The 15,956-nt window shown below is 67.8% G+C and carries 14 protein-coding genes and 1 tRNA gene; 13 read left to right on the forward strand and 2 right to left on the reverse strand.

Annotated elements, in window-relative coordinates:
- Positions 1-84: 84 nt before the first annotated feature.
- Both IBJ82_RS09260 and IBJ82_RS09265 read left to right on the forward strand, forming a co-directional pair.
- Positions 85-249 carry a hypothetical protein gene (locus IBJ82_RS09260; RefSeq protein WP_156677517.1) on the forward strand — a complete coding sequence of 55 codons (165 nt, stop codon included), beginning with the start codon at positions 85-87 and terminating at the stop codon, positions 247-249.
- 10 nt (positions 250-259) lie between these two features.
- On the forward strand, positions 260-1,006 hold the full coding sequence (locus IBJ82_RS09265) for an oxidoreductase (RefSeq protein ID WP_194825541.1): 747 nt from the start codon (positions 260-262) through the stop codon (positions 1,004-1,006).
- Positions 1,007-1,428: 422 nt separating this feature from the next.
- Here the strand turns inward: IBJ82_RS09265 and IBJ82_RS09270 are convergent, their stop codons facing one another.
- Positions 1,429-2,223 (reverse strand): HAD-IB family hydrolase, encoded by a 795-nt coding sequence (locus IBJ82_RS09270; RefSeq protein WP_194826184.1) that lies wholly within the window; start codon positions 2,221-2,223, stop codon positions 1,429-1,431.
- 414 nt (positions 2,224-2,637) lie between these two features.
- On the opposite strand from IBJ82_RS09270, the gene ssd reads away from it, so the two are divergent.
- The 7 genes from ssd to IBJ82_RS09305 all read left to right on the forward strand — a co-directional run bounded on the left by ssd (position 2,638) and on the right by IBJ82_RS09305 (position 7,725).
- Positions 2,638-3,801: a septum site-determining protein Ssd gene (gene ssd, locus IBJ82_RS09275; RefSeq protein ID WP_228536817.1), complete on the forward strand. Its 1,164-nt coding sequence runs from the start codon at positions 2,638-2,640 to the stop codon at positions 3,799-3,801.
- A 19-nt stretch (positions 3,802-3,820) separates the two neighbouring features.
- Complete coding sequence (locus IBJ82_RS09280; protein WP_194825542.1) at positions 3,821-5,002, forward strand: TadA family conjugal transfer-associated ATPase; 1,182 nt, start codon at positions 3,821-3,823, stop codon at positions 5,000-5,002.
- 271 nt (positions 5,003-5,273) lie between these two features.
- Positions 5,274-5,852: a type II secretion system F family protein gene (locus tag IBJ82_RS09285; RefSeq protein ID WP_370585235.1), complete on the forward strand. Its 579-nt coding sequence runs from the start codon at positions 5,274-5,276 to the stop codon at positions 5,850-5,852.
- 165 nt (positions 5,853-6,017) lie between these two features.
- Entirely contained in the window at positions 6,018-6,638 is a 621-nt protein-coding gene (locus tag IBJ82_RS09290; RefSeq protein ID WP_194825543.1) for a type II secretion system F family protein, read from the forward strand.
- 72 nt (positions 6,639-6,710) lie between these two features.
- Entirely contained in the window at positions 6,711-6,920 is a 210-nt protein-coding gene (locus IBJ82_RS09295; protein ID WP_194825544.1) for a DUF4244 domain-containing protein, read from the forward strand.
- 41 nt (positions 6,921-6,961) lie between these two features.
- Positions 6,962-7,276: a TadE family type IV pilus minor pilin gene (locus IBJ82_RS09300; RefSeq protein ID WP_194825545.1), complete on the forward strand. Its 315-nt coding sequence runs from the start codon at positions 6,962-6,964 to the stop codon at positions 7,274-7,276.
- An 83-nt stretch (positions 7,277-7,359) separates the two neighbouring features.
- Positions 7,360-7,725, forward strand: coding sequence for an Rv3654c family TadE-like protein (locus IBJ82_RS09305; protein ID WP_370585294.1), 366 nt, complete (start codon positions 7,360-7,362; stop codon positions 7,723-7,725).
- Between the two features lie 300 nt (positions 7,726-8,025).
- On the opposite strand, the gene IBJ82_RS09310 is transcribed toward IBJ82_RS09305, so the two are convergent.
- Positions 8,026-10,416 (reverse strand): DEAD/DEAH box helicase, encoded by a 2,391-nt coding sequence (locus IBJ82_RS09310; RefSeq protein WP_194825547.1) that lies wholly within the window; start codon positions 10,414-10,416, stop codon positions 8,026-8,028.
- A 434-nt stretch (positions 10,417-10,850) separates the two neighbouring features.
- Between IBJ82_RS09310 and IBJ82_RS09315 the strand changes: the two genes are divergently transcribed.
- The 4 genes from IBJ82_RS09315 (at position 10,851) to IBJ82_RS09330 (ending at position 15,653) form a co-directional block, all read left to right on the forward strand.
- Complete coding sequence (locus tag IBJ82_RS09315; protein WP_019044597.1) at positions 10,851-11,057, forward strand: cold-shock protein; 207 nt, start codon at positions 10,851-10,853, stop codon at positions 11,055-11,057.
- 237 nt (positions 11,058-11,294) lie between these two features.
- On the forward strand, positions 11,295-14,231 hold the full coding sequence (gene topA / locus IBJ82_RS09320; RefSeq protein WP_194825548.1) for a type I DNA topoisomerase: 2,937 nt from the start codon (positions 11,295-11,297) through the stop codon (positions 14,229-14,231).
- A 91-nt stretch (positions 14,232-14,322) separates the two neighbouring features.
- A complete protein-coding gene (locus IBJ82_RS09325; protein ID WP_194825549.1) occupies positions 14,323-15,522 on the forward strand; it encodes a DNA polymerase III subunit delta' in 1,200 nt (399 codons plus the stop codon).
- A 58-nt stretch (positions 15,523-15,580) separates the two neighbouring features.
- Positions 15,581-15,653, forward strand: a tRNA-Thr gene (locus IBJ82_RS09330).
- Positions 15,654-15,956 lie beyond the last annotated feature (303 nt).

Below are 15,956 nucleotides of genomic sequence, written 5' to 3' on the forward strand. Positions count from 1 at the left end.
AACTCTTCGAGCGCTCGCACACGTCGGCGTAGCGTGGGTTCGTCCGAGGTGGTGCGGTGTGGATCGCAGGGGTTGGAGACGCCGGTGGATCGGATCGATGCTGAACGACTGGCCGAGCGGGAAGCGCGGCGGCGCAGGGCGGTGACCCCGGCGGCCAAGCGGCTCGCCGAGGTGCCGTGGCCCGATCGCAGCTGGCCGACGGTGCGCGGGATATACGTGACCGTGGGGGCCGCACTGTACGAGCGGTAACCTCCATGCCGTGACTGATCCGCTGCAGCCCCTGGTCGACCTGCCCGGCGTGCGCGAGGCCGCCGACAAGGCGCGCGACGCGCTCGCGGCCGTGCATCGGCACAAGTCGAACCGACGCGGCTGGGCGACCACCGCCGCCGAAGCCGCCGTCCGGGCCGCCCGTTCCTCGGCGGCCATCGAAGGCGCGAGCACCGATCTGCCCGCCGACGGCCAGGTCAGCGATCCGGTACTGGCCGGCGCGTTGCGGGTGGGTCAGGCGCTCGACGGTGACGCGCTCACCAACCTCGTCGGGACCTGGCGGCGCGCGCCGCTGCAAGCGCTGGCTCGGCTGCACCTACTCGCCGCCGCCGATCTGGTGACCGAAGGGCAGGAGCTCGGCCGCCCGCGTTCGGCTCCCGGCGTCGCCGAACGGCTCGATATGCTCGCGCAAACCGTCCAGTCGAGTAAGGCGCCCGCCCCGGTGGTCGCGGCGATCGTGCACGGCGAGCTGCTGTCGCTGCGTCCGTTCGGCACCGGCGACGGCGTGGTCGCGCGCGCTGCTTCGCGCCTGGTCGCGGTGGCCAGCGGATTGGATCCGCGCAGCCTCGGCGTGCCCGAGGTGTTCTGGTTGCGCCGCCGTCAGGCCTACCTCGACGCGGCCGCCGGATTCGGCATGGGCACCGCGGAGGGCGTCGGCGGCTGGGTGCTGTTCTGTGCGGGGGCGCTGGAAGACGGTGCCCGCGAAGCGAACTCGATCGCCGACGCGGCGGCCGGCTGAACCAGCCGCACACATCGAAACGGGCGGCGTTGTCGATTGCTCGACCTCACCGCCCGCTAGCACGGAACACCCGGTTACCAAGCGTGCAGGGTGGGTTGTGTTCGGTGGCCTCGGCGATCATCCCAACCCCGCCGGTTCATCCCCGCAACCTGTGCGAGGCGTTCGCCGACGTCGGCTCGAATTTCGCAGGCCCACAACTCTTTCAGCCTTGTCGCGGCGCGCTCCGCGTGGGTGCCTGGTGTCCGTGCTGGGAAGGGTGGGCTGGGAGGCGAAACCTTCTCTTCCGGCTCCGTCTTGGCCTTCCGTCCTTCCGTGTCTCCATTCTTACACTGTGACCGCACTCACATCAAGGGTTTCAGGGGCATTACCGAATCCCGATGAATTCGGCGTGTCGCTCGGAGATTCGTGCTGGCAGGAGCCGGTCAGCGCCGTTTGCGGAGCAGTCGGTAGCTGATCGCGCCTGCGATGATCGCGCTCAGTCCGACGGCGGCCGTCGCCGCGACGGTGGTGGTCGACGGCGCCTGGAATCGCGACCACAGCGAGACCGGATTGGAGAACGTGAGCACCGGCCAGCCGCGGCTCGCCGCCTCCTTGCGCAGCGCGCGATCGGGGTTGACCGCGGTCGGATGCCCGACGGCGCTCAGCATCGGCACGTCGGTCACGGAGTCGGAGTAGGCGTAGCACCGCGACAGGTCGTAGCCCTGCTCGGCGGCGAGCTTCTCGATCGCGGCGACCTTGCCCTCGCCGTAGCAGTAGAACTCGATGTCGCCGGTGTACTTGCCGGCCTCGACCACCATCCGGGTCGCCTCGGTGTGCGAGGCGCCGAGCACCTCCGCTATCGGCCCGACGATCTCCTCGCCGGAGGCCGAGACGATCACCACATCGTGTCCGCGGATCTTGTGATCGGCGATCAGATCGGCGGCCTCGGCGTAGATCAGTGGGTCGACCAGATCGTGAAGTGTCTCGGCGACAATGCTTTTCACCTGCTCCACATCCCAGCCCGCGCACATGTTCGCGAGGTTTGCCCGCATCCGTTCCATCTGGTCGTGATCGGCACCGGAAAGGAGGAACAAAAAGTGTGCGTAGCTGCTCTCCAGCACGGCTCTGCGGTTGAGCAGACCCTGTGCGTAGAAGGGTTTGCTGAACACGAACGCGCTCGACTTCGCGATCACCGTTTTGTCGAGATCGAAGAACGCGGCCACCCGCCCGCCCGGCACCGGGCCCGAGCCCGATTTGCCGAGTCTTGTGTCCGTGGGCGAGGTCTGGTCGCGTTCTGGCGTCACGTCAACAGAATAGGCACGACCTGCGCTCACCGCAGATTCGACTGCCCGCACCGTGGAAAAGGGTTTGCCCCGAGGACGCCCGGCGGCGCGAATCGCCGAAGAATGTCGGCGAATGCTACTTGCGCCCGAAGCAGGGGGTGGGTGTAGTATTGCTGGCACCTGGACTTAGTCCAGGCGCGTTCAGCCCGACCCCCCGGGGCTGAACCCGACGGCCCCAGCCTCCTCCCCCCCGGCTGGGGCCGTCCTCTATTTCGGGGACGATCGTAAAAGTTCTCCACACCCCCGAGTTATCCACAATCGCCCTTTTCGGGGTGTTGATAACCTCCTCGCTCGGCGACGCTGAGTCGCATGAACCCAGCCCCCATGCGCAGTGGCTCCCCACCCGTTGCGCCCGCTCTCGTGCTCGTGCGTGATGACCGGTTGCGTGCGGAGGTGCGCCGAGTCGCGGCGGCCGCCGAGCGTGTCACCGACGAACGGGTGATGCCTGTCGGCAGGCACGCGTGGGCTGGGGCCGGGATGGTGATCCTCGATACCGCCGCCGCTGTTTCGGCCGCTGCCGCCGGCTGTCCGCGCCGGGCGGGCGTGGTCCTGGTCACCGAGGGGGAGCCTGCCGTGCCCGACTGGCAGGCGGCGACTGCGGTAGGCGCCGAGCGGGTTGTCGCGTTGCCCTCGGGCGCTGTCGCGCTGGTCGAACAGTTCGCCGAACACGCTGAGTCCCGCACGGGTGAAGGGATAGTCGTCACGGTGGTGGGTGCGGGTGGCGGCGCCGGGGCATCCACTCTCGCCGCAGCTACCGCGCTGCGCGGGGCCGCGCGCCGGGTCCGCCGCGACACGGTGCTGATCGACGGCGCCCCGCTCGACGGCGGGATAGATCTGGTGTTGGGCATGGAGAACGTGCCAGGGCTGCGATGGCCCGATTTGATCATCGAGGACGGGCGGGTGTCGGCTGCGGCCCTGCACAATGCGTTGCCCGCCGCGTCGGCGGGCCTGGCGGTGCTGTCCTGCGGGCGAGCGCGCCCAGATGCCTCCGGGCAGGGGCGATCGCCGACCGTCTCGGCTGCCGAGCACCCGCGTCTCGGCTGCTCATCGACCGAGCTGTCGCCGGCGGCGGTGCGCGCGGTCATCGAATCCGGCAGGGATGCAGGCGATCTCGTCGTCTGCGATGTCTCGTCCGAGCGTGGCCCCGCGGCCGACGCGATGCTCGACGCCGCCGACCTTGTCGTCCTCATCGTCCCGGCGCGGCTGCGCTCCATCGCCGCGGCGGAAGTCGTCTCGGCATATCTGGGCGAACGAAACCCCAACCGCGGCTTGATCGTTCGAGGGCCTGCGCCGGGCGGCCTGCGGGGCGCGGAAGTGGCGGAGTTGCTCGGGTTGCCGCTCCTGGCCGCGGTTCGCGGACAAGCCGGCCTGGCGTCGCGCCTCGAACGCGGAGGGCTGAGTGTGCGCCGTCGCGGCCCGCTACGCGACGCCGCCGACGCCGTCCTGGCCGTGGTCGGAGCTGAGGCCTCGTGACTACTTCTGCAGGCGCGATATGACCACATTCGTCACCGTCGATCTCCTCGAGCGCGTCCGTGAGCGCCTTGCCGAACATCCGGGCGTCCCTGACGCCGCACAACTCGCGGCTGCGATCCGTACCGAAGCGGGCGGTGTACTCGCCGATACCGATCTGCTCCGGGCGCTACGCCTGCTGCAAACCGAGATGACCGGGGCGGGACTGCTCGAACCGTTGCTGCACGATCCTCGGGTCGCCGATGTGCTTGTCACAGCGCCGGATTCGGTCTGGATCGACCGTGGTCGGGGGCTGGAGCTGACCGATGTCCGCTTCGCTGACGAAGCCGCTGTTCGCCGACTCGCCCAGCGCCTGGCTCTGGCAGCGGGCCGCCGACTCGACGATGCGCAACCCTGGGTCGACGGCAAACTCGCCGGAACCGAAGCGACCCTTGGCGATGCGTTCGGCGTCCGACTTCACGCGGTGCTGGCGCCGGTCGCCCATGACGGCACCTGCCTTTCCCTACGCATACTCCGCCCGGCGACCCAGGGCCTCGACGCGCTGGCCGCCGCCGGTTCGATTCCCCCGGACGCCCGCCGACTACTCGGCGACATCGTCCGCGCCCGCCTCGCATTCCTCGTCGTGGGTGGCACCGGCGCCGGGAAGACCACCTTGCTCTCGGCGTTGCTCGCCGCCGTCGATCCCGCCGAACGAATCGTGTGCGTCGAAGACGCCGCCGAACTCGCTCCGGTCCATCCCCATGTCGTACGCCTGGTCGCCCGAACCGCCAATGTCGAAGGGGTGGGCGCTGTTACGGTCCGCGATCTGGTTCGCCAGGCATTGCGAATGCGCCCGGACCGCATAGTCGTCGGCGAGGTTCGCGGCGCCGAAGTCGTCGACCTGCTGACCGCACTCAACACCGGTCACGACGGTGGCGCGGGGACGGTCCACGCCAACTCTCCCCAGGAGGTCCCCGCTCGTTTGGAAGCGTTGGCAGCCCTGGGCGGTATGGACCGCGCCGCCCTGCACAGCCAACTGGCGGCGGCGGTTCAGGTGGTCCTGCACGTCCACCGGCGATCAGACGGCACCCGCGCGCTTCGCGAAATCGGCGTCCTGCAACGCGATTCCGACGGAGTCCACATCGCCCCGGCCTGGCGATCGGACAACCACCCGACTCCCGCCGCCGGCGAACTCCAGCGACTACTCGAGGTGCGCCTCGGATGAGAAGTCGGCAGCAGGGGATCGGTGACCGAGCAGCAGGTTTCGTTGTGAAGGGGGTGAGTTCGTGGGTGCTGCGTTGCTCTGTTGTGCGGTGGCGATGCTGGTACTTCCCGTGGCGGGCGGGCAACGGCGGTTCACGCGGTTGTTCGGCGCGGGCGGGCGCAGTGCACCGAGGCGGGTGCCTGTGGAGTGGTGTGCAGGAATCGGCTTGGGGTGTACGGCATTCGCGTTCGGCCCCGGTGTCGGGCTGGCGGCTCTCATGCTGGGAGCGACTGTGGCCGTGCGGAAGCGGCGCGGTCGAGGTGACCGCGAGCGACGCCGCGAATGCGGATATCTACTGGCCGGCCTCGAAGCCGTGGTCGGCGAGCTCCGCGTCGGTGCGCATCCCAGCGCGGCGGCCGAATCCGCCGCAGGTGAATCGCGGGGCGAAGCCGCGCGCGTACTGGCGATCAGCGCGGGCCGCAGCCGCCTCGGCGGTTCCGGCGCCGACGGCTGGATCCAACCGGATTCGATTGTCGCCGAGGAACTGTCGAGGGTCGCAGCCGCCTGGCGAGTGGCCGAAGAACACGGCCTTGCCCTGGCGGAGCTGCTCTCGGCCGCCAGATCGGACCTCCTCGGTCGCATCCGCTTTCGAGACCGCACCGAAGCGGCACTGGCCGGCGCCCGAGCATCGGCCACCGTCCTCGCGGGCCTCCCGCTGGTTGGCATCGGCCTGGGTCAGCTGATGGGCGCCGCTCCACTCACAATCCTGTTCACATCTCCAGCCGGCGAACTCCTTCTTCCACTGGGCGCCGCCCTCGCCTGCTGTGGACTCCTGTGGACAGATGTCATCACCCGCAAGAGCACAGCCTGACTCCCCGCCGACAGCACTGCTGAACGGTTGGCAGAAGTGGCCGCCGACTCGAATGCCTGTGGACAGATGTGCGTCACCAGACCACAGGGTGTCCGTGAGGTCGGCTCGGAACAGGTATGTGGACAGGTGTGGATCGAACTCCGAGGGGGGATTGCTGTGCAAGGGATGGCTGGAGCTGCTTCGCCGGAGGCGTTGCTGATCGCGGCGCTGGCGATCGTGGTGTTACCAGGGCGCGTTGCCGTCAGTCGACGGGTGCGTGCGCTCGGACCGGCATCAGTTGGCGTGTCCGGGGCGCAGGGCAGCGCCGCGAAGGTCGACCCGCTCGGGTCCGCCTCCGCATTCGATCTGCTGGCCGCGTGTCTCCGAGCGGGACTGCCGATGGCCGCGGCCGCGCGAGCGAGCGCTCCGACCGCACCACCGATTCTTCGGACCGCATTGCTCAGGGCTGCAGACCTTCTCGCGCTTGGCGCCGACCCGGCGACGGCATGGGAGCGGGCGGCCACGGACGCCGCCGGATCGGTCGGCGCCGATGACGTGGAGTCGCTGGCCAGGATGGCCCGCCGTTCGGCCCGCTCCGGTGCCTCGCTGGCGACGGCGGTCGGCGAACTGGCCACGCAGCGCCGGGAAGCCGTGGAAGACGCTGCCGTCGCACGCGCCGAACGCGCGGGCGTGCTGATCGGTGGACCGCTCGGCCTGTGCTTTCTGCCCGCTTTCGTCTGTCTCGGCATCGTCCCGGTCGTCATCGGCCTCGCGGACAGCGTGCTCGGCGACGGAGGGCTACTGTGACCGGCCTCGACGAGGCCACCGAAGCTTCACCGCGCGGACCAGCCGCGCGGTGCAACCAGAGAGGGGATCACGATGACGTTCGTCCACGCCGTATACCTGGGGGCCCGCACTCGATTCACGCGTCTGCTGCTCGAGGACGACGGCATGTCCACAGCGGAATACGCGATCGGCACGATCGCCGCGGCAGCCTTCGGGGCCGTGCTCTATGGGGTCGTCACCGGGGACAGCATCGTCACCGCGCTGACCGGCATCATCGACAAGGCGCTCAACACAACCGTGTAAACCATCGCGACACAAGCACTCTCGGTGCCGATGCGGGCGCGGTGACGGTCGAGGCCGCCATCGCCCTCGCGGCTCTGGTGTGCGCCGTAGCCCTGTGCATCGGCGCCCTCCTCGCAGGATCCACCCAGGTGCGCTGCACCGACGCGGCCCGCGAGACCGCCCGCCTTGCCGCTCGCGGCGACGTTTCGCGCGCGATCACCGCGGGCAGGACCGTCGCCCCGCCAGGGGCGAGCGTCGAACTCCGGACCGAAGGAGACCGCGTGATAGCCACCGTCGCCGCGAACACTCCGCTCCTGCCCGGCCTGCGGCTGCGCGCCGAAGCCGTAGCCGTCATCGAGCCGGGAGTGGAACCGTGATGGCACGCCACGATAGATCGGCGAACGCGCAGATCCGGGCGCCGAAGCTGAGGCGAGAGTCCGGGTCGGTCTCCCGGAGATCGGTGTGGCGTGGGCTGGCTGGGGATGCAGGCGGGGCGACCGTATTCGTCTGTGTGGCGTTGGCGGGATTGATCTGTCTGACGTTGTCGGTGGGGCAAGTCGGCGGGGTGGTGGTGGCTCGGCATCGGGCGCAGGGGGCCGCTGATCTGGGGGCGTTGGCCGCGGCGGGGGTATTGGCGGAGGGTGCCGAGTCGGGTTGTGGAGAGGCCGGGGAGATCGCTCGGCGGATGGGGGTCCGGCTGCGGCGGTGCGTAGTCGCGCAGTGGGATGTTGTTGTCGATGTCGAGGCGAATGTATCGGCGGGAGTGTTCGGCGTGCGCACTGTGCGGGCTTCGGCACGCGCGGGTCCGGTGGAAGAGAATGAGTGACTCGGAAGAGTTATCACTGGTCGGTGGTTGTTCCGCACCGAACCAATTCTGAATTTACCGGAAGCGCATTTGCGCTATTTCATGCGCATTCTTTGATCTGTGCCTGAAAAAAATGAAAAAAACGATGGGGCCGCCCCGGTGATCCCGGTTGGCTATGAACCAGTTAATAGAAGAGTGGTCCTTTTTAATCGACAGGCCTGTGCCTATCGCTATATCTTCGCTGGTCAACACTAATTCGGACGAGTGACCAACATTCTTGGAGTGAGGTGTATCGCCGGTCACGTAGTGGGTCGGTGCACATCATGTGCCGGCGGGCCCATCGCGGTGGGTCCACAGTTCGCTGAGAACAGCGGCCAGCAAGCGTGCGGCAGCGTCCTTGTCCAGGGGGTTGTTGCCGTTGCCGCACTTGGGCGACTGCACGCACGAGGGGCACCCGTCCTGGCACGCACAGCTGCGGATCACGCTCGCGGTGGCGGCCAACCAGTCTGTGAGCTGGGCGAATCCGCGCTCTGCGAAGCCGGCGCCGCCGGGCTGCCCGTCGTAGACGAACACCGTCGGCGCCCCCGTATCGGGATGTTCGGCGATGGAGACACCGCCGATATCCCAGCGGTCGCAGCCCGCGACCAGCGGCAACATGCCGATGGCGGCATGCTCGGCCGCGTGTAGTGCGCCGGGTAGCTGTTCGTCGGTGATGTTCGCGGCGGCGAGCAGGCGGGGCGTGACGGTATAGAGGACAGCCTTGGTGTGCAGCGTGTGCGCGGGCAGATCGAGCTCCACCTGGTCGAGCACCTCACCGGTCACCAGCGTCCGCAGGTAGCCGACGACCTGGTTGGTGACCGCGACCTGCGCGGATGCCGCGGTCACCGCGCCGAACACACGTTCCTCGATCACCCCTTCGACGGTGATCGAGGTGATCTGCCGGGAACTGGTGGTGAAGCCGGGATCCACCTCGTTGACGAACGCGACGCCACCCTCGAGGTCGAGCTCGTCGACGAGATAGGTCTCGCCCTGGTGCAGATGTACAGCCCCCGTATGCAGGGTGGCAGGCGCTCGGCCCGCGTCGGCGGTGCCGAGCAGTCGTCCGGTTTCGGCGTCGACGATCGCGACCGGCGAACCGAGCCCACCGCGCACATCCACGTCGTCGTGCGGGTGCGTGTGCGCGGTGACATGCCAGCGCGCACCCGCGCCACGGATACTCGGCCTGCGCCGGATCAAACCCTGTTCGGCCAGGTCAGCAAGCACTTCATCGGCCCTGAACTCGCTCACCTCTTCGTCGGTGAGCGGCAGCTCCATCGCGGCGCACAGCAGCTGGGGGCCGAGGATATAGGGGTTGTACGGGTCGGTGATGGTGGCCTCGATCGGCCGGTCGAGCAGCGCTTCCGGGTGATGAACCAGGTAGGTGTCGAGCGGGTCGTCGGTAGCCACGAGCACCACCAGCGAACCTTGCAACCGCCTACCGGCCCGCCCGGCCTGCTGCCAGAACGAGGCGACCGTCCCGGGAAAACCGGCGATGACCACGGCATCGAGGCCCGCGATGTCGACACCGAGTTCGAGCGCGTTGGTGCTGGCGGCGCCGAGCAACGTCCCCTGCGACAGCGACTGCTCGAGCTCGCGCCGGTCCTCCGCCAGATAGCCCGCCCGATAAGCGGCAACGCGTTCTTGCAGCTCAGGGGCAGTTTCAGCAAGGACGCGCCGAGTGTCTAGCGCGATCAGTTCTGCACCGCGCCGCGAGCGAACAAAGGTGAGAGTCCGAGCGCCCTCGGCCACCAGCGCCGCCATGATCTTGGCTGCCTCGCTGGTCGCGGTCCGCCGCACCGGTGCCCCGTTCTCCCCGGTCAGAGACGCGCTCAGCGGCGGTTCCCAGAGCGCGACGGTCCGGGCGCCGCGCGGCGACCCGTCCTCGGTGACAGCCACGACCTGCGCGCCGATCAGCCTGCTCGCCGACGCGGCCGGATCTGCGCTGGTGGCCGAGCACAGGATGAACACCGGATCGGCGCCGTAGAACTGGGCCAGCCGACGCAGCCTGCGCAGCACCAGTGCGACATGCGAACCGAACACTCCTCTATATGCATGGCATTCGTCGACGACCACATACCGCAGGTTGCGCAGCACCCGCGCCCAGCGCTGATGCGAGCGCAGAGTCCCGACGTGCAGCATGTCGGGATTGGTGAAAATCCAGCGTGCGTTGGCCCGTACCCACTGCCTGACCTCGGCGGGAGTGTCGCCGTCATAGCTCGCCGGATGCGCCTCGCGCAGCGGGTTGTCGTGGATCAGGCTGCCGACGGCGCGGAGCTGATCGGCGCCGAGCGCCTTGGTGGGGGAGAGATACAGCGCGGTGGCGCGCGGGTCGTCGAGCAGCGCGGTGAGCACCGGCAACTGGTAGCCGAGCGATTTTCCCGATGCGGTTCCGGTGCTCACCACAACGTGGTTTCCGGTCGCCGCGAGATCGGCCGTGCGGGTCTGGTGTTCCCACGGCAGTTCGATTCCCTGCGCGTCCAGAGCTGTGACCAGCTCCGATGGCACCCATTCCGGCCACGCTGTGGTGTCGGCGCGCTGTGCGGGCAGCTCCGCCACATGGGTGAGCGGGTTGCCGCCGGCAGCCGCTTCGGTCAGGACACGATTCAGCAACGATCGCCCGTAGCTATCGCTCGTATCGCGCTCCCGAACGCCGGTCCGGTCTGTCGGATTCATCCAGTCCTCCTCTCACGCGACACGAGAAGTGTGAAACGTGTGTGTGCGACAACCACTACCTGGTATTTCGTAACCCAGTAGCGATCTGGGTCACAGCATGTTTGCTAGAAGCTCACTCGGTTATCAAGAAGCAAACAGACCAAAAGTACGGATACACCCAATCTGTCCCTTACCTGCACATTCGCAAGATCATGAATTTTGCAAATACTCGGTAACTCGACTGTCGAATTGCTCAGAGACATGGTTCACTGGGTCTCGGTCGCAAGCTTCTGTGTTCGAGGGACGGATCCAAGGTCCAAACCATCAGCAGGATCGTTGTTGCGAACGCCGTGCTCAGGATTTCCTTGCAGGGGGACCAACGGTACAGCGGTCGGAACGGGCCCGGTGGACGAACCCAGTTGTCCGCCGATTCCGGAGAAAGAGAAGGAAACAGAATGGCACAGGGAACTGTGAAGTGGTTCAACGCGGAGAAGGGGTTCGGCTTCATCGCGCCTGAGGACGGCTCAGCTGACGTCTTCGTCCACTACTCGGAGATCCAGGGCACGGGCTTCCGTACCCTCGAGGAAAACCAGAAGGTCGAGTTCGAGGTCGGCCAGGGCACCAAGGGTCCGCAGGCCACCGGCGTTCGCGCGCTCTCCTGAGCTGCGAAACACAACAACGCCTCGTCCCCCTCCTCCGCATGCGGAGGAGGGGGACGAGTCATTTCCGGGTAGCATCGCCCAGGACAGCGCCCGCGACGTGAAACGCCGCAAATGCCTCTACCCCAAGTGCGCAGGGTATAAACGTCACTGGTGGTGATGTCCGAACGTCGCCGTCTGCCCCAGCCGTGCACCGAGCGGACCTCCCGACGCGCGGATCTAGAAGGAAGGTGTTCGCCGGTGGCAACACGAGACCGCAGTTCAGCCGATCAGGGCCGACCCCTGCGTCGTCTCGTGATCGTCGAGTCGCCGACCAAGGCCCGCAAGATCGCGCCCTATCTAGGTCGCAACTACACGGTGGAGGCCTCGGTGGGCCACATCCGTGACTTGCCGCGCGGTGCCGCCGACGTGCCGGCCAAATATAAGGGTCAACCGTGGGCCCGCCTCGGTGTCGACGTCGACCACGACTTCGAGCCGATCTATGTGGTGAACCCGGATAAGAAGGCCAAGGTCGCCGAGCTCAAGAGCTTGCTGGCCGACGCCGACGAGCTCTACCTCGCCACCGACCCCGACCGTGAGGGCGAGGCGATCGCCTGGCACCTGCTCGAAACGCTCAAGCCGAAGGTCCCGGTTCGCCGGATGGTCTTCCACGAGATCACCGAGCCTGCCATCCTCGCCGCCGCCGCCGACACGCGCGAGCTCGATAACGACCTGGTAGACGCCCAGGAAACCCGCCGCATCCTGGACCGCCTCTACGGCTACGAGGTCTCTCCGGTGCTGTGGAAGAAGGTCATGCCGCGGCTTTCCGCCGGTCGCGTGCAGTCCGTCGCCACCCGGGTGATCGTCCAGCGTGAGCGTGAGCGCATCGCTTTCCGCTCCGCCGGGTACTGGGATATCGCCGCCAAGCTCGACGCGGGTCCCGACGAGAAGTCCGATTCGACCAACCCGCGCACCTTCGGCGCGCGCCTGGTGCAGGTGAAGGGCGACCGCGTCGCCTCCGGTCGTGATTTCGGTTCCGACGGTCAGCTCAAGTCGGCCACCGGCGTCGTCGTGCTCGACGAGGCCTACGCCCGCAGGCTTGCCGAGGCGCTCGACGGTGCCGCGCTCAAGGTCAGCTCGGCCGAGGCCAAGCCGTACACGCGCAAGCCGTATCCGCCGTTCATGACCTCTACGTTGCAGCAGGAAGCGGGCCGCAAGCTGCGGTTCACCTCCGAGCGCACGATGCGGGTCGCGCAGCGGCTGTATGAAAACGGCTACATCACCTATATGCGTACCGACTCCACGACGCTGTCGGAGTCGGCCATCGCGGCGGCTCGCTCGCAGGCGACTCAGCTCTACGGCGCCGAGTACGTCTCGCCGTCGCCGCGCCAGTACACCCGCAAGGTCAAGAACGCGCAGGAGGCACACGAGGCGATTCGTCCCTCGGGTGACACGTTCATGACGCCCGGTCAGCTGGCCTCCAAGGTCGACAACGACGAGTTCAAGCTCTACGAGATGATCTGGCAGCGCACGGTCGCCTCGCAGATGGTCGACGCGCGCGGCACCACGCTGACCCTGCGCATCGCCGGCACCGCGCGGACCGGCGAGGAGTGCGTGTTCTCGTCCTCGGGTCGCACCATCACCTTCGCCGGGTTCCTCAAGGCCTACGTCGAGAGTGTGGACGAGGAGGCGGGCGGCCAGTCCGACGACGCCGAATCCCGTTTGCCCGCACTGGAAGAGGGTCAGAGCGTCACTGCTGTCGAACTCACCCCCGACGGCCACAGCACCAACCCGCCCGCCCGCTACACCGAAGCCTCGCTGATCAAGACGCTGGAAGACCTCGGCATCGGCCGCCCGTCGACCTACTCCTCGATCATCAAGACGATCCTCGATCGCGGGTACGTCTACAAGCGCGGTAGCGCGCTGGCCCCGGCCTGGGTGGCGTTCGCGGTGGTGGGACTGCTCGAGGCCTACTTCGGTCGGCTCGTCGACTTCGACTTCACCGCCGCGATGGAAGACGACCTCGACGCGATCGCCGGTGGACGCGAGCAGCGCGGAAACTGGTTGTCCAGCTTCTACTTCGGCGGCGAATCCGGCGCCGAGGGTTCGGTCGCGCGCTCGGGTGGCCTGAAGAAGATGGTCTCCGTGCAGCTCGATGACATCGACGCGCGCGAAGTGAACTCGATCAAGATGTTCGTCGACGAAGAGGGCCGCGATGTCGTGGTCCGCGTCGGCCGCTTCGGTCCGTATCTCGAGCGGATGATCATCAATCCCGATGACCCCGAGGGTGATCGGATCTCGCAGCGGGCGAACCTGCCCGACGATCTGCCGCCCGACGAGCTGACGCCCGAGGTCGCCGAGAAGCTGTTCTCGACGCCGCAGGAGGGTCGTTCGCTCGGCGTCGACCCGGTGTCCGGGAACGAAATCGTCGCCAAGGAAGGACGTTTCGGCCCGTACGTCACCGAAGTGCTGCCGGAACCGCCCGCACCCGATCCGGACGCCGCGCCCGCGAAGAAGACGAAGAAGGCCGCGGAGGTCAAGCCGCGCACCGGTTCGCTGTTCAAGTCGATGGACCTGGCCGAGATCACCCTCGACGACGCGCTGATGCTGCTCTCGTTGCCCCGCGTGGTCGGCAACGACCCCACCTCGGGCGAGGAGATCACCGCGCAGAACGGCCGTTACGGCCCGTATCTGAAGAAGGGCACCGACTCCCGTTCGCTGGCGACCGAGGATCAGCTGTTCTCGGTCACCCTCGAGGAGGCGCTGAAGCTCTACGCCGAGCCCAAGCGTCGCGGGCGTCAGGCCTCGGCCGCGGCACCGCTGCGTGAGCTGGGCAACGACTCCGCCACCGACAAGCCGATGGTGATCAAGGACGGCCGCTTCGGTCCGTACGTCACCGACGGCGAGACCAACGCCAGCCTGCGCAAGGGCGACGAGGTCGAGTCGATCACCGACGAGCGCGCCTCCGAACTGCTTGCCGATCGCCGGGCGCGTGGTCCGGTGAAGAAGGCGGCGAAGAAGACGACCGCGAAGAAGGCGGCCAAGAAGGCGCCGGCCAAGAAGGCCGCGGCGAAGTCGACCGCGACCAAGACGGCCACCAAGACCGCGGCCAAGAAGACGACCGCGAAGAAGACGGCCGCCAAGAAGGCTCCGGCGAAGAAGGCCACAGCGCAATCCGCTGGGACCGAAGACGATTGAGCGATCGGTGAACCTGGCCACCGCATCCGCTGGTTGTCGATGACCCAGGCGTCCGGAAGTGTTGTCGGACCCCGTGGCTAGGGTGTAGCGCGTGGCAGGTGTCTTCGATCGACTGGTCGGCCAGGACGTGGTCGAGACCGAGCTGGCCGCTGCCGCGAAGGCGGCGCGGGCCGGGGTGGTCACCGGGGCGATGACGCATTCGTGGCTGTTCACCGGGCCGCCCGGGTCGGGGAGGTCCGTCGCGGCGCTGTGTTTCGCGGCGGCGCTGGAGTGCACTGATCCAGACATCGTCGGCTGCGGGAAGTGTCACGCTTGCACCACCACGATGGCCGGTACCCACGGCGACGTGCGGCGCATCATCCCCGAGGGTCTGAGCATCAGTACCAAGGAGATGCGGGCGATCGTGCAGATCGCGGCCCGTCGTCCGAGCACCGGTCGCTGGCAGGTCGTAGTCGTCGAAGACGCCGACCGCCTTACCGAGGGTGCTGCCAATGCCCTGCTCAAGGTCGTCGAAGAACCACCGGACCGCACCGTTTTCTTGCTGTGCGCCCCCACCGTCGACCCCGAGGACATCTCCGTCACCCTGCGCTCGCGCTGCAGACACGTCCACCTGGTGACCCCGACCGTCCCCGCTATCGCACAGGTCCTGCGCGAGCGCGACCAACTCGACGCGAAAACCGCCGACTGGGCGGCTTCGGTCAGCGGCGGCCACGTCGGCCGGGCCCGTCGCCTCGCCACCGACGAAGACGCCCGCCAACGACGCAAGCGCGCCCTCGCCCTGGTCACCGCGACCGAACGCCCCGGCGCCGCCTACACCGCCGCCGACGAACTGGTGAAATCCGCCGACGACGAAGCCAAGCTGATGAGCGCCGACCGTGACGACCGCGAACGCGACGAACTCGCCACCGCCCTCGGCGCCGGCGGTACCGGCAAGGGCTCCGCCTCGGCCACTCGCGGTTCGGCCGGTGTCCTCAAAGACCTCGAACGCCGCCAGAAATCCCGCGCCACCCGCACCGGCCGCGACGCACTCGACCGCGCCCTCATCGACATCGCAGGCATGTACCGCGACGCCCTGGCCATGCGCTTCGCAGGCCGCGGCACCCCCATCACCCTCACCCACCCCGACATGGCAGGCGAGATCACCGACCTCGCCACCAACGTCCGCCCCGAAGGCCTCCTGCGCAGCATCGACGCCGTCCTGGCCTGCCGCGAAGCCCTCGACCTCAACGTGAAACCCCGCTTCGCCGTAGCCGCCATGGTCGCCACCCTCATCACCGCCCGCACCACCTGACCACCCGTTTTCGCGTTCTACCCGTTCCCGCGATAGACTCGCGTCGCCGAAATGGCACGCCGCCTTAGCTCAGTCGGTAGAGCGCTTCACTCGTAATGAAAAGGTCGCGAGTTCGATTCTCGCAGGCGGCTCAAAACGCCAGTAGAGGGCGGGCACCGGATACATCCGGTGCCCGCCCTTTCTGCATTTCTCGGCCAGGTTCACGCCCGTCGCTGCGGTAGCGGCGGGCACCGCCGTCACTCCAGCTCGGCTGCTGCCGAGATCGCGTACACCGCCTGCCTCGGATCGGGCATGTCCACGGCAAATGCTGGTGAGGTTAGCCCTCATCGTGGTTAGAAAAAATCTGTGGTGCTGGGTGTAGACATTCCTCTGGAGACGATATACAGTCACTGTCGTTCAGAAGATAAGTCCAAAGGCCGGGCAGGCGAGCTGCC

This window comes from Nocardia sp. XZ_19_231 (assembly GCF_015355705.1).
GTDB classification, from domain to species: domain Bacteria; phylum Actinomycetota; class Actinomycetes; order Mycobacteriales; family Mycobacteriaceae; genus Nocardia; species Nocardia salmonicida.

Excerpts from the sequence above, each read along its gene's own strand:
- IBJ82_RS09310 (WP_194825547.1), bottom strand. The coding sequence starts at position 10,416 with ATGAATCCGACAGACCGGACCGGCGTTCGGGAGCGCGATACGAGCGAT.
- IBJ82_RS09290 (WP_194825543.1), top strand. The coding sequence starts at position 6,018 with ATGGCTGGAGCTGCTTCGCCGGAGGCGTTGCTGATCGCGGCGCTGGCG.
- IBJ82_RS09295 (WP_194825544.1), top strand. The coding sequence starts at position 6,711 with ATGACGTTCGTCCACGCCGTATACCTGGGGGCCCGCACTCGATTCACG.
- ssd (WP_228536817.1), top strand. The coding sequence starts at position 2,638 with ATGAACCCAGCCCCCATGCGCAGTGGCTCCCCACCCGTTGCGCCCGCT.
- IBJ82_RS09280 (WP_194825542.1), top strand. The coding sequence starts at position 3,821 with ATGACCACATTCGTCACCGTCGATCTCCTCGAGCGCGTCCGTGAGCGC.
- IBJ82_RS09315 (WP_019044597.1), top strand. The coding sequence starts at position 10,851 with ATGGCACAGGGAACTGTGAAGTGGTTCAACGCGGAGAAGGGGTTCGGC.